Origin of the sequence: Moraxella sp. CTOTU49097 (genome assembly GCF_032064105.1) — a bacterium.
Lineage (GTDB): Bacteria > Pseudomonadota > Gammaproteobacteria > Pseudomonadales > Moraxellaceae > Faucicola > Faucicola osloensis_B.
The window spans coordinates 54,805-68,980 of the sequence record NZ_DAMBOA010000011.1 but is presented as its reverse complement, the minus strand read 5'-3'; the positions used below and the strand labels follow the sequence as shown (position 1 = coordinate 68,980).

General features: G+C 42.8%; 11 protein-coding genes. 3 read left to right on the top strand and 8 right to left on the bottom strand.

The window, feature by feature from the left end:
- Positions 1-342 precede the first annotated feature (342 nt).
- The gene (locus RT064_RS07960; RefSeq protein ID WP_313062740.1) at positions 343-945 is read left to right on the top strand and encodes a hypothetical protein; all 603 of its coding nucleotides are present in this window, start codon (positions 343-345) and stop codon (positions 943-945) included.
- A gap of 68 nt (positions 946-1,013) precedes the next feature.
- Here the strand turns inward: RT064_RS07960 and RT064_RS07955 are convergent, their stop codons facing one another.
- The 8 genes from RT064_RS07955 to epmB form a co-directional block, all read right to left on the bottom strand.
- Complete coding sequence (locus RT064_RS07955; protein ID WP_312276284.1) at positions 1,014-1,796, bottom strand: SIMPL domain-containing protein; 783 nt, start codon at positions 1,794-1,796, stop codon at positions 1,014-1,016.
- A gap of 59 nt (positions 1,797-1,855) precedes the next feature.
- On the bottom strand, positions 1,856-3,952 hold the full coding sequence (locus RT064_RS07950) for a transglutaminase TgpA family protein (RefSeq protein ID WP_313062739.1): 2,097 nt from the start codon (positions 3,950-3,952) through the stop codon (positions 1,856-1,858).
- The gene (locus RT064_RS07945; protein ID WP_313062738.1) at positions 3,922-4,938 is read right to left on the bottom strand and encodes a DUF58 domain-containing protein; all 1,017 of its coding nucleotides are present in this window, start codon (positions 4,936-4,938) and stop codon (positions 3,922-3,924) included. Before RT064_RS07945 ends, RT064_RS07950 begins: the two co-directional genes overlap by 31 nt.
- A 94-nt stretch (positions 4,939-5,032) precedes the next feature.
- Positions 5,033-5,986 (bottom strand): AAA family ATPase, encoded by a 954-nt coding sequence (locus RT064_RS07940; protein ID WP_313062745.1) that lies wholly within the window; start codon positions 5,984-5,986, stop codon positions 5,033-5,035.
- Between the two features lie 90 nt (positions 5,987-6,076).
- Complete coding sequence (locus RT064_RS07935; RefSeq protein ID WP_313062737.1) at positions 6,077-6,517, bottom strand: c-type cytochrome; 441 nt, start codon at positions 6,515-6,517, stop codon at positions 6,077-6,079.
- Positions 6,518-6,557: 40 nt separating this feature from the next.
- Positions 6,558-8,747: a GGDEF/EAL domain-containing response regulator gene (locus RT064_RS07930; RefSeq protein WP_313062736.1), complete on the bottom strand. Its 2,190-nt coding sequence runs from the start codon at positions 8,745-8,747 to the stop codon at positions 6,558-6,560.
- 203 nt (positions 8,748-8,950) lie between these two features.
- A complete protein-coding gene (locus tag RT064_RS07925) occupies positions 8,951-10,717 on the bottom strand; it encodes a hypothetical protein (RefSeq protein WP_313062735.1) in 1,767 nt (588 codons plus the stop codon).
- 154 nt (positions 10,718-10,871) lie between these two features.
- On the bottom strand, positions 10,872-11,873 hold the full coding sequence (gene epmB / locus RT064_RS07920) for an EF-P beta-lysylation protein EpmB (RefSeq protein ID WP_313062734.1): 1,002 nt from the start codon (positions 11,871-11,873) through the stop codon (positions 10,872-10,874).
- A 155-nt stretch (positions 11,874-12,028) separates the two neighbouring features.
- Between epmB and efp the strand changes: the two genes are divergently transcribed.
- Together efp and RT064_RS07910 are read left to right on the top strand one after the other, a co-directional pair.
- On the top strand, positions 12,029-12,601 hold the full coding sequence (gene efp, locus RT064_RS07915) for an elongation factor P (protein WP_204155483.1): 573 nt from the start codon (positions 12,029-12,031) through the stop codon (positions 12,599-12,601).
- A 303-nt stretch (positions 12,602-12,904) separates the two neighbouring features.
- On the top strand, positions 12,905-14,134 hold the full coding sequence (locus RT064_RS07910; RefSeq protein WP_313062733.1) for a toxic anion resistance protein: 1,230 nt from the start codon (positions 12,905-12,907) through the stop codon (positions 14,132-14,134).
- Positions 14,135-14,176: the final 42 nt, after the last annotated feature.

Below are 14,176 nucleotides of genomic sequence, written 5' to 3'. Positions count from 1 at the left end.
TGGCTCTAGCCTTTGCTTATCATTGGCTGAAGCTTTGAATGTTCAACACAACCTATAATGTATCAATATTAGATGAAATTATTAGATTAAGAATCTTTAGAAAAAATGTAAATCTTATTCTTCACTTTCGAAGTGATTTTCTAATTGATTTTTATTCTTATGATAATGATGTGGATAAGGATGAAAAATTAGTCTATACAATGAAAGGCACTTTCTCTAGCTCAAGTAAAATTAGAAAATCTTATAAGATTGAGAGACTACTTTCTTTATTCGATAGATGTGATGATGAAATGTCTAAATTAAATTACTATAGTTTATTAAGAACTGTTAATGTTTATGATAATGAATGACTTTGACCTATTGCAAGATTTACCTAGAGAGTATATTGAGGTTGATTCGAAGGCTTTAGAGAATTTTATTGAGAATGTGGATAATGTCACTAAACTTTGGCGTCTAACTGATTCTAAAGAACCTAATTTTTTTTCCCTAAGAATGCTAGAAAGAAGTAAAAAGCTAGAAACCTATGTCAGCTTAATGGAATTACTACAAGAGTTTATTCAAGCAAATTCAAATATTAACGAATTTGATTTATTTTTTGCTTATATGGTTCGAAATGTAAGAAAGCTTGATAAAATTGTCGATAAAGATAAGCTTAATGAGTTAAGTAGTCTTTACTTAGATATAAAATTAATAATAAGCAGAGCTCGTTCTACACCTATATTTCTTGAAAAAATAGATAAGATTAAAATTGATATTAGCCAAAGACGTAAACCTTTCTTACAACATTGGCAACTATATTATGCAGACCCAAGTTATTGTGAAGATAAAGACATTATCGATTTATTGATGTCTTGTTCATTACAGAATCCTATTTATATTAAATCTGAATCTGATGAATATCTAGATTATATTTATAATTTAAATTTAAACTCTCCCAATCACTAAATTCTTAATATAAAAATTTTTTTTAGTTAAATTAGCTCACTTAAAATATTTCACCTTTTGAATTAAATTTATTGCTCAATCGCATAATCAATGGTGACAACGAGCCGCACCAATTTATCCACGCCATCTTTATCATACGTCCCACCATAATCTGAGTCATCGGTATCAGGATTATGCGCATCCAAAATATTAAATGACCCTTGCGACGCTGAGCGCATCACCCCGACTTTGGCATGACCGGTTTTGGCAAATTCTTCGGCGCGTTTGTTGGCATCATCGGTGGCTTTGGCAATCAAATCATGCTTGATTTTTTCAAGGTCATTGAGTAGATATTGCGGTTTTTCAAACGTCACTGATTCATGGCTGATACGATAATTTTGCACTTGAGCGAGCATATTGGTGATTTTATTGAGTTCTTGACTGCTAATTGAAAGCGTTTGAGTGGCTTTATAACCATTTTGGCGGGTGCGGGTTTGTCCCTGCTCATCCACATAGTCTTCATTATACGGCTCAACGCTTATGGGCGTGACATTTTGACTAGATACGCTAAAGCCTTTACTTGCCACAAATTGCTGCAGCGCTTTAAAGTCATTTTTACCATTGGCTAATGCACCTGCATAGTCCTGTCCCCAAGCGCTGACACCCATTTGGATTTGGGCAAGATTGGCTTTGTAAGGGGCTTCCGCCAAGCCTTTAACGGTAATCGTGCCGGACTGTTTTAGATTCTTAAACTGCGTGCCCAGTACAAATGCCGCGGCGATGAGACCGAGTGCCAAAATAATGCCAAAAATAATCAAGGGTAATGAGTTTTTATTATCGGTTTGTAGCGGTGGCGTAGGTAAATTACTCATATCTCGTAGACCCTATATCTATTTATATCCTATAGAGTATAGCAAACAAATATTGAATATTAATGGGATTTTTTTAGCGCAATGGTTTTCGCCAAATTGTCTAATTGCCGCATGGGTTGTTTGTTATCCGTAGGCTGCTGATAGCGGATTTGTCGATATAGCGCGGCAAGTGCTTGAAGGGCTGCCCTATCGGTGACTTTTGGCTCAAGTCGAGTAAGCCAAGCTAGCACCCCTTCACTATCCTGCCTTGCGAGCGTTTTGTCTTTTTTTGCCAAGCGATTGGATAACTGTATCATAATCCAATCATGCCTATCCCACACCCGGCGGCGACGCCACCACAGCCACAATCCCAATAGCGCAAGGACGCTCACAAGAGTGACAAACATCACCATCACTTGCTGATAGACAGATTGGATATTGAGCCATTTAAACAGCGATGACCGCTGGCGGTCTTGGTCATAGCCGACCACATCGCGTTGCCAATAGTAGCCAGCTTGGTCAAACAAGCGGCGCGCTTGCTGCAGCATTTGAAACTGCTGATAGCTAATTTGCCCTGCCACGCCCTCACCAAACATTTTTGCCCCAGCGTCTTGGGTGACAGTCCCCATACCCTGCTCGACCCGATTGGGAGCGACAAAGCCCGTAGCATCTACACGCACCCAGCCGCGCCCTTGCACCCAAATCTCGCTCCATGCATGGGCATCCATTTGCCGCACTTCCCAGCTTTTGCCATCACGCCCTAACTGCCCACCTTGATACCCGGCTACCACCCGAGCAGGCACACCTGCCGCTCGCATAAGGTAAGTAAAACTTGACGCATAATGCTCACAAAACCCTGCACGGGTAGCAAATAAAAAATCATCGATGCGATTACTACCCAAGGTAGGGGGTGATAAAGTGTAGCGAAACTGCTGGCTACGCATCCACTGGGCGATGGCGTTGGTATAAGCAATCGGGTCATCGCCTGCTTGGTGGTAGAGTCGCTGCGCAAATTGGCGACTTTGTGGATTACCACCTACTGGCAATGCTAAATTGACCTGCCGTTGCTGGGTAGATAAGGCTAAATTGATAGGCGCATCATCTAACCAATGCACTTGATAAGTAAACCGCTGATTAACAGTGTCCCAATACCGCAGGGTAAAATCCGACGTCAGCCCAATGCCTTTTTGGTTGGTTATCGGATAATCAAGCCCAAACAACCAATTTTGTCCCGTCTGCTCCAAAATCACCCGATAGTCAGGGATAACGGCTAAGGTAAAGCGTTTACTCAGCTTCAACGTCGGTAATAACCAATCAGCAAACGGCTGATCGGGCGTCCAAAGCGAGGAGCTAGGATTGGCTCGCCAGGTGGTGCCATCAAAATCGGAAAATACCAAACCGCGCCAATATAAATTTTGTTGGCTTGGCTGCTGATTGCCAAATTCCACCCGAAACGCCAATTCAGTCGATTGGCTGAGGTTGGCAAAATCGCCCGGTGACATACTATCTGACATACCCGTCTTTGCTTGCGCGCCGCTCAAATGCACTGACCATAACGGTGGCAATCGGGGAAAAAATAAAAACAGAATAATGGTCAGAGGAATCGCTTGACCGACCAATAAGCCAAGCGTGCGGTAGCGCCCCGTACCATCATCATTTTGCGCAATCATGGCAAACAGCACAACCATCGTGCCAATCGCCACTTGTAGCGTTGTAATCAAATCTTGGTTGATTAAAAACAGCCCTGCCAATACAAACAGTGATAAACTCAGCACCACATAGCCATCACGTCTGGTATACAATTCAAGTAGCTTACTGACGGCACACAATAGCAAAAACGCGATACCGACATCCAATCCAAAGGCGGTACGATAGGTCAAATACAGCCCCACCAAACTTGCAATGAATCCTGTGTACTGTATCAACTGTAATGAGCGCGGACGATACAAAGCGTTGGGCAACCAACGTCGCAGCGGCTGCAATTGAAAGATGATAATAAAAAAGGCATACACCGATAGCCAAATGGGTAAATTTTTGACGTGAAAAGCCACAATCAATAGTTGAGACAGCAATATCCACTGATACGCCGAGATTTGGTTTAGGCGCTGAGATAAGGTTAAGCTAGGACGATTTGGGTTAGGGCGACTCATGGCGTTTTTGCCAATCTTAGCAAACATTGCTGACGAAATGCTTGGCCTTCACCTATTGCGCTTTCACCATCAGGCAGGCGCAATTGAAAAGCGATTTGGCTTTGGGTCAAACTATCCACCCCGTAGCGCAGCTGGCTGAGTTTTTCTTCATGCGTCACCGCAGGCATTTGATAGTAATCAAGCAATTGCTGCTGCCCCACACTCTCCACAAAACGTTTTGACATGATTCCTTGCCCGCGCGCGACATGCGCCCACGAAATACGCGCCAATGATTCCCCTGGGACATAATTATCCAACTGGTCAAAATCTTCCTGCCCTGCTTGGGCGTGTAAGGCAGCGGTTTGCTCATCATCGGATGGCACAAACTGACTGGCTTTCATCTCATAGCGCAGTGGTGCAGGATATATCCACGCGTGTCCTTCAAAAAACACATACGACCAAGCTTGCAAAATTCCTAAGGGATATACGGTACTCACCGTGAGTTTGGGTAACACAAATTTGCCGCGTTTGTCGGCTGTTAACCATAAGCTCACCTGTTGCGGCGCTTGTATTTGACTGACCAATAGCCAATCATTTGGTGCGGACAGTGCATTGGGTTTGCGGTGTATCGGCTGTTTAAAATCAAAGGCGTTGTTGGCAAAACTTAACCGAACTTGCCGATGCGGCTGCCTTGACTCACTACTAATTTGCAGTCGCACTTGCACTTTGTCACCCACTTGCGTGTCGCTGATATCCACCAGTTTGATTTGTAAACCTGCCAAGTGGGCAAAGGTATAATGGATGGTCACCACGAGTAGACTACCTAACAAAAAGCACAAACCCAACACCAAATTATTGGCATAATTAATCCCTGCGACAAAGAGAATGATGAGTAAAAAAGCGTACAGCAACCCTTCTTTACTCAAAAAAATATATACGTTGCGCAGGTTCAGGGTGATGTCACGGCTGACCGGCGCTCGACGCTTAAACCATGGTTGCAAGTAGTTTTCAAGTCGCTGGCGAATGGCAAACATGATAGGCGCGGGCTCTTAATTGGATAATTTAATCAGATAATAAAAATACAGTAATGAGAAAGTTTTTAACGCTAAAACACGTTTACATCATGGTTTACACCATTACTGGCACTTGGCGTAACAATTGGGTCGCAATCGATTGGGGCTGCTCACCGCCCAAATGATTAAATGGGATAAAAGCTTGCCCCAAGCGATGATCGACAACGGCAGCAAATACCGCTTGGATGTCTTCTGGCGTCACTTCATTGTAGCCACCCAAATATGCAAAGGCTTGTGCCGCTTGCTTTAGTGCCAACACACCACGGGTAGATAGACCATGATAGTCTCGGCTCTCACGCGTTTTTGCTACCAATCGCTGTAAGTAGTCAATCACGACATCTGCCATATATACGTCTTTGGCTTGCGCTTGTGCCTGCTGCAATGACTGGGTATCTAACATCGGGGTAATTTGACTGAGCAGTTGACGTCTATCTTTACCCAGTAGCAACTCCCGCTCTGCATTAACCGAGGGATAACCCAGCGATAAACACATCAAAAACCGATCCAGCTGTGACTCAGGTAAAATAAACACACCCGATTGCTGCGTTGGGTTTTGGGTAGCAATCACAAAAAAAGGTTCAGGGAGTTTTCGTGTTACCCCATCTTGCGACACTTGCCGCTCTTCCATCGCCTCTAACAGCGCAGATTGGGTTTTTGGGCTTGAGCGATTAATTTCATCAGCAAGTAACAACTGACAAAATATCGGACCTGGCTTAAATTCAAATGTGCCAGTATCGGTTTTATACAGCGAAATCCCTAGAATATCGGCAGGTAGCATATCGCTGGTAAATTGCACCCGATTAAACGATAACCCCAGATGGTTGGCAATCGCGTGCGCCAGCGTGGTTTTACCCATTCCTGGTAAATCTTGAAGCAGTAAATGACCATTGGCTAACAAACAAGCAACCGCCAACTTCACTACCTCAGGTTTATCCAAGACGATCTCATTAATACTCACCAACATGGCTTGCAATCGTTGTTGTAACGGCTGATTGTCTAAGTTACCCATCACAGTGTGGTCTATCCTTTAAAAGTTTAAATTTTGTTTATCAATCATGTTAACTCAAAATATCGCTTAAAGGCATAGCCACAAAGCAATCTAACGAAGCGTCGAAATATAAGCAATAATATCTTGGCGGACTTTGGCATCAGCAATCGGGTCAGAACGCATACGCGTTCCTGGGATAGTTTGTTTTGGATTGGCGATATATTTATCCAAATTTTCCGCTGTCCACGTCATATTGCTGTTTTTTAGTGCGTCTGTATATTGATAATCGGTTAATAAGGCGGATTTTGCCCCATAAATACGCAGTAATTGTGGGCCTTTCTCGTTATTTCCTGGCTGCAGCTTGTGGCATTTGAGACAAGCTTCCTCGTATTGCTTTTTACCGTTATCGGCATCCCCTTGGCTATAAACGGGCAAGGTAACTGCTGGGCGCTGAGCGGGTGGCTGATGTTGACAACCTGTCGCAATGACGATACAAAGACCCAATCCTAGCATAGGCAATCGGTTTGATTTATGAATGATTGTTTGGTGCATGTTGGCTAACTCGTTTTTATCTTATAAATTCAGCTATTATTTAGCTGGTTTCATTCTCGATGTGCATGGTGTCACTCGCTTTTTGCAAATAGGCCCCTTGCAAATAACGCGCACCGACTGTCCACGCCGCTGACATGGCGGCAGGGTCTTCAATAAAAGGCATCAAACAACTGGAGCCGCGCTCAGTGATTTCGCGCACCACCGTTGCCACGGTATTGACATTGTCATTGTTGCTTAAATCTTTGATATAGCTGCGATCGAGTCGTACCAGCTGGGGTTTGACAAATTCCAATACCTCCATCGCGTTGACCGCCGAGCCGAAATTATAGATGCCTAGGTGACAACCCATTTGATTAAGCTCATTACTTTTTTTGGCTGCCACCGCTAGATAATCCATTACCACGGTTTCATTAAACTGTAATGTCAATACCCCGCGCTCGCTGGTCTCTAATGCTTGCATCAATCGACTCATAAAGCTTGGCAAGGTGGCATCGGCTAGTGATATCGCGCTTAAATGCACTAATAATCGGGCACTGGCATCGACCTCATGACGGTAACGTTTTAAATCTTTACAGGCTTGAATCAATACCCAACGGTCGATTTTATCCATTAACTGATGTCTGGTCGCCACTTCTAAGAATTTATCAGGTGCCATTAAGCTGCCATCTGCTAGCGGCAGGCGTAAAAACACCTCAAACATGTTACTGACATCGTTTTCAACGTCATAAATCGGCTGATATAATAATTTAAATTTGCTGTGTTCTAGCGCATCACGTAGCGATTCGTACAGCGCACCGTCATCACTGCTGGCAAAACTACTTGGGTCATATAGATAGAATAAATCTTTATCATCGTTGCTGTCTTTATTGGCTTTGGTTGCCATGCCGACGGCTTGTATGACACGGTTAATAATACTATTGGTATCAGGTGCACTGGCGTTGACTAAGGTTGCACCAATGGTTACTGTGGTTTTAACCGTACGATGACCAATTTCAATAATGGTGCTATTAATATCGGCAACCAATTTTTGTCCTAACGCTGTCAAATCTTGTTGTCGCATATTAGGGATAATTAGCATAAACATGCTATCATTAAAACGGCTCAAATAGCCATTTTTCACCCGCTCTACCCCAACAATCTCGGTGAGATGTTGCTCAAGAATATTGGCAACGGCAACCACCACCCCATCAATCCCTTCAATCCCCACACTGGCATGGATTTTACCAATATTATCCACTCGTAACGCCATCAAGCCTACAGATAGGTTTTTCTCAACAATCACGTCACGCAGGCGGTTAAACAGTCTTTCAAAACCATGACGATTAAATAGCCCTGTAATTGAGTCAATGCGTTCCATTGCTTCAAGTTTTTTGGCAAGCTCAGCGCTATTGGCCTGTTCGTTGGGCTGGATAATGACTTGTAGGCACGGCTGACCATCATAGGTAGCAGCCGCTAACTGCAGCTTAGCCGCAAAGGTAGTATTATCTTTTCTCACACTTTCAAATTTAAATTCGACGTTTTTACGGTTGCCTTTTTCGAAGTCTTTTAAAAACGTTTTAAAATCTTGGATATTGTTGCGCGCAATCAAGTCAACAACGGGTATCCCCATCAATTCATCGAGCGTTTTAAACCCAAACATTTCAAGATAGGGCTCATTGGCATAAATATGTAAACCATCTTCAATATAAGCCACTGCACTCTTGGAGTTTTTGATAAGAATATTGGCGCGCTGTTCGGCATCGCTCAATACCATTTTTAGGCGCTCAAGATCGCGTCCTAGTTTATGATGCTCGTGTTCACGGCAGATACGAATGGCCATGCGCAGTAACTTATTTTTGCGCAAAGCATCCGCTGCACCCCAATAGGTATATAAAGGTAATAACTTATGAGTTTTATCAGGGTCACTAACAAGCTGGGTCTGGGCTTGCTCATTGGCAGTTAATGCCTCTGGGTAATCAGTCGCGTCATCAGGTAACAGAGCGATGACGGGGATGTGAGCATCGTGGGCTTTTAAAATCTCTTTGACGTCTTTAAACGATAAATCATACGCATTCCCCATCAAAATAATGTCCCAAGACTGGCGCAATAACTTTATCAGCTCGTCTTTGGCATCCAAAAATCCTAAATTAACCTGTCTATAATAATGTTTTTCTAATAACCCAACTAAGTGTTCGGCATACAGCTGGTTATCATCAATGATTAACAGGTTGAGTTGTTTTTGTTTTTGCATCGATTAACTATCCCATTAAACGCTTGGTTTATAGAGCACTAAGCGACCTATTATAAGCGAATTTTTTGATAAATTATTTATAATATTAGATTCAATTTCTTATTATATGATTAATCAATCAAAACGGCTATAAAGCTATGAAAATCTTTTATTTTTAATGGGTTAGATTTAATTTGGCAACTTTTGTTGCCATTTTTTAGTGATTAAAACTGAATTCTCACAAAAGCATATTCCTCGATATCATCAGTCATATTAAGTAGCTCAGTTAAACGCACGTTAATTTCTTTGTTATCAATACGTATCACCAGCTTGTCTGCCACTTGGTAGCCAAAACGCGCCATCAGTAAACGGGTCTGGCTACTAGCGTTATTTGGGGCGGTTGGAATTATAAATGCCGCAACAAAATGTGGCTGACGGCTACCGGCATTTTGAAAGCGCACGCCACAGGGAATCGCATTTTGACAATGCACTTGCACTTGTGCCTCAATTTCTAAGTAGGTCTTGTTGGTTGGTTGCCCAGCTGGCGTATCGATAAAACCCTGACAGTTGTCTTTAATATAGCCGAGCTGCCAAGTTTTTGAACCATTAACCTTTCGCATCGCAATTAAGGAATTGACCTGCAATTGACTCAGTGGGTGATAGCTATCGCCACGGCTGATGCTCGGATATTGGTCAACGAGCTGATTGTGGTAGCTAAACACATGCGACAGGCACATGGATTGGGGATTTTCTTTGTTCAGCTCGACAACAGTATATTTTTTAAGATACTCAGTATTTTGAGCTTTGGGTTTTAACCGCTCAGGCAGCTCATTGGACTGTATGAGGTTGCCCAAACTGGTTTTATTCGCAAGCATGTAGTGGATATTATTAAAGCCGAGCACGACTTCACATTTTGAATGGCTATGATAATACTCTGCCGCTGGTTTTAACCCATTTTGCAGATTATTCAATACCAATTTGGCCTGACGCGCGCTATTTTTTATCTCAGCATCGGTGCTGATTTGACCTTGGGTAATGGTTTGATGCAAGCGTTTAAATAACCGACTAAACATCACAAACAGACAGTTGCTAGTTGCTGCAAAAGGATTGAATAAATCATCGACTGCTAGCAGTTGGGGCGGCTGTTTACCTTCTAAATCAATATACAGATAAGGTTTTTCAACCAAATCTTTACTGATAATAAGCTCTTCCATCAACTGGGTACTTACTTTTTGAATGGCTAAAATATCCGCACGCCGACAAGCATACGGATTGGTGACCGCCACCATCAAGCAGTGAAAATAAATAGCCTCAATCGATAGCGGTGCACCCTGTTTACTATATTCATTGGCAGAATGCAGTTTGACTGGCAGGGTGGTAGATTGCCAATCATTGGTGACTGCAAATCGATAGCAGGCATTCAGATATTGCCAAATTACCTGTGTATCTTTACGATAGCCAATATATTTTTCAAACAGCGATTGGCGCAGTAATAGCATGATACTATATAGGCAGCGCTGAATGACTTGGGTGGGGGTAAGATATTGATGATTATGGCGAAATAAGCTAGTGATGCCTTTTTTATCAGCCACTTCAGGGCAAGCCGCCGCACGTTGCCAGATGACATGGTAAAACATGATGCTCAGATAATGCACCGATAATACGGTATCTAAGCCTTGCTGTTTTTCTTCATCCAAAATCCCGGGCTGGGTTTGGTAATTTACCCGTAATTTGCCGATTAATACGCTGACGGCTTTATTAACTTCCTCAAACAATCCAAAGCGTTTGACGTCGTCAATATCGGCAAACATCAACTGGTTGATCACGAATTTATATTCGTCATACATCTCACACGCTGACATACGATTAAAGTGCATCTGCCAATCGGTTGTATCCTGCAATGAACTTTGGGTCACTTTAAGTTCAATATGACTGGTTGGTGTATCGTTTATGCGCTGTAAGAAATCGTCTAATATGAGATCCGTAACCATTTTTTTGCACCCAAATGCACAACATTTTTCGACTTGTTTAACAACAATAAATAACACAAAAGCCATATTTTATCTAGGTATTTTAAGATAATTGCACTATTTAACAGACAAATAACAGATAACCCCTTATTTAGTTGTTGTCTTTCAACAAATTTTAGTGGTTATACAAGTCAATGGGTGTTTTAAATGGCTTATTAGGTAATTCTCGAACCAACTTTGGGACCAAGTAGCCAGCACATTTGGCGAGTAACTCCCAATATAAAGCGACTGCTTGCTCATCTGAGATATAAAAATGGCTCGCCCCGGCAACTTTATCAAGCACATGCAAATAATAAGGTAATACGCCCGCTTGCCATAATTTTTCGTTTAAGCTTGCCAGGATATTTGCATCGTCATTAATCGACTTGAGTAGCACGGTTTGGTTAAGTAACGTAACACCCGCTTTTTTTGCCTTACCCAAAAATATTTGTGTTTCTTGGTCGATTTCATTGGGGTGATTGGCATGAATGACCATGACGATGTGACAGCGGCTGTTGGCAAATCGTGCAAGTAACGGCTCATCTAAGCGCTCAGGAATCATCACAGGTACACGGGTATGGATACGAATGGTCTGCACTTGCGGTAGTGCTTCAAGGGTGGTGAAAATCTCCAATAAACGACGATTGCTCAGCGATAATGGGTCGCCGCCGCTTAAAATCACTTCATTGACTGCGGGGTGCGCTGTGATGTAGGCACTGATGGCTTGCCAATCATTGTGGGTTGGTAGATTTTCTTGGTAGTCAAAGTGCTGGCGAAAACAATAACGGCAATTGACCACGCAAGCCCCGGTGACAGGAATCAGCACCCGTGATGCATATTTGTGGATGATGCCTTTGACGGGATTGGCGTGTTGTTCGTCGAGTGGGTCGGTGACAAAGCCGGTGACTTGTACCGTTTCTTGAAACGTCGGCAACACTTGCTTAAGTAGCGGATCGTGGATATCGCCTTTCCGCATTTTTTGCACAAAGCGACGTGGCACTTTTAGGGGAAATTGACCGACCTGACTATCAAAACTATCTATCGGCAAAGCCAACGCTTGCGCCAATTCAGCAAAGCTCGTGATGGTGTCAGAAAACGCATTTTGCCAGTTTTTTTGTGTCGCCAAATAGTTTATCATATAGTGTTTATCCAATTGTCAATGCCGTTTGCTGATAATGCTTGTCGCTGATAGGGTTACAGCGTAGGCAGCGCGTTTTTAGCAAATTGGCTATTATACAAAGATTTGATTTACCTCGGTTATTTTTTAGTCGCAACACCTTATTAGGAAATTTTATGGCAAATTACTCAACCAATGAATTTAAAGCTGGCTTAAAAGTCATGCACGAAGGCAATCCATTTGCAATTTTAGAAAATGAATACGTTAAACCAGGTAAAGGTCAAGCATTCAACCGCGTCAAAATGCGCAACCTAAAAACGGGTAAAGTATTAGAAAACACCTTTAAATCTGGCGATAGTCTTGAAGGCGCTGACGTTGTTGATACTGAAATGAACTACCTATACAACGATGGCGAATTCTGGCACTTTATGCACCCAGAAAGCTTTGAGCAGCTACAAGCCGACAAAAACGCGATGGGCGATGCGGCAAAATGGTTAAAAGAAAATAGCAATGAAGAATGTACCATTACCCTATTCAATGGCGTACCTTTAAGCGTTGCCGCGCCAAACTTTGTTGAGTTAGTGATTACCGAAACCGACCCAGGTCTAAAAGGCGATACCTCAGGTGGCGGCGGCAAACCTGCAACCCTTGAAACAGGCGCAGTCGTACGTGTGCCATTATTTGTCCAACAAGGCGAAAAAATCAAAGTTGATACCCGCACGGGTGAATACCTATCACGGGTACAATAATATATTTTATTACCAAGAATTTTGAAAAAATAAAAGCCCAACTAACTGTTGGGCTTTTATTTTTTTTAACATGTGACTGAAAAAGTTTTTGTCACGCTGTCACACTGACGTCGCATCATGCGATAAATCATAAAAATCATTCGTCAAACACGCATGGAAAAAATGATTACCCAAATAGAACAACAAATGAAATAATTCACCAAGATAATCAAACTAGCGTTAGCTCAAACCGCTAAAATACAAAGACAAATTAAAAGGCAAGTTAACATATAAATACCAATATAGACAACTCAAGGATATATCATGCCAGAACTCACCCCACCAGAAACCAGCCCTGTCATTACCCTTGAAGCGCCGCAACCCGTTGCCGTTGTGCCACAAGACGAAGCCGACCAACTGGTCAAACTTGACCTAACCAAAGTGCCTGAGCTTGATGCCAAAGTGAACGATTTTGTGATGCATGTATTACAAACCCCTGTCAACACGTCTGTATTCGATGAGAAAGTTAACGCCATTCATCAGCTGGGTAGTGCCGAAATTCGCGCTTCCGCGCAGATTGCAAATCGCATGCTTGATCGTCCTGCCAAAAGCATGGATAAAGCCTTATCTGACAACTCCCCGATTGCCAAATCCTTGACTGAGCTACGTAGCGTGGTTGAAGACCTAGATCCAACCCGCCAAGGTGGACTGTCAACTCCACGCAAATTTTTGGGCATCATCCCCATGGGCAAATCCGTACAAGATTATTTTCGCAAATACCAATCTTCGCAAACCCATATCAATGCCATCATCGAAAGCTTGTATCACGGTAAAGATGAGCTGATAAAAGACAATGCCAGTATTGAGCAAGAAAAGGTCAATATGTGGGCACTCATGCAATCGTTACGTCAATATATCTACGTCGGTAAAAAAATTGATGAACGTCTAGAGCAAAAAATCGGTGAGCTTGAAGCTACTGACCCTGAAAAAGCACGCGTGGTCAAAGAAGAATTGCTGTTTTATGTGCGCCAAAAAAACATGGATTTTTTGACCCAACTGGCGGTGAACATCCAAGGGTATTTGGCACTTGATATGATTCGCAAAAATAACTTAGAGCTTATCAAAGGCGTTAACCGTGCCACGACGACAACGATTGCTGCGCTACGTACTGCGGTGATGGTGTCACAAGCGCTGAGCAGTCAAAAACTGGTACTCGACCAAATCAATGCGCTTAATTCAACGACCAGTAGCTTGATTGAATCAACGTCAGTTATGCTCAAACGCCAAACCGCGCAAGTGCATGAGCAAGCCAGTGGCAGCTCAGTGGACTTGGAAAAACTGCAAAAATCCTTTAACCATATCTATGAAACCATGCAGGCGATTGATGTCTTTAAGGTCAAAGCACTGGGCAATATGCAGCAAACGCTCCATGTACTGACCCAAGAAGTTGACCGCGCACAAACCTACCTTGACCGCACCAATCGCCAAACGGTAAGTGAGGTTGCCAACGAGCTGCAAATTGATGAGGAGAAACTGGGTAATGTCAAACTTTAATCCTCGTTTGATTTGACTATGCGCAACCTCACGGATGATTGT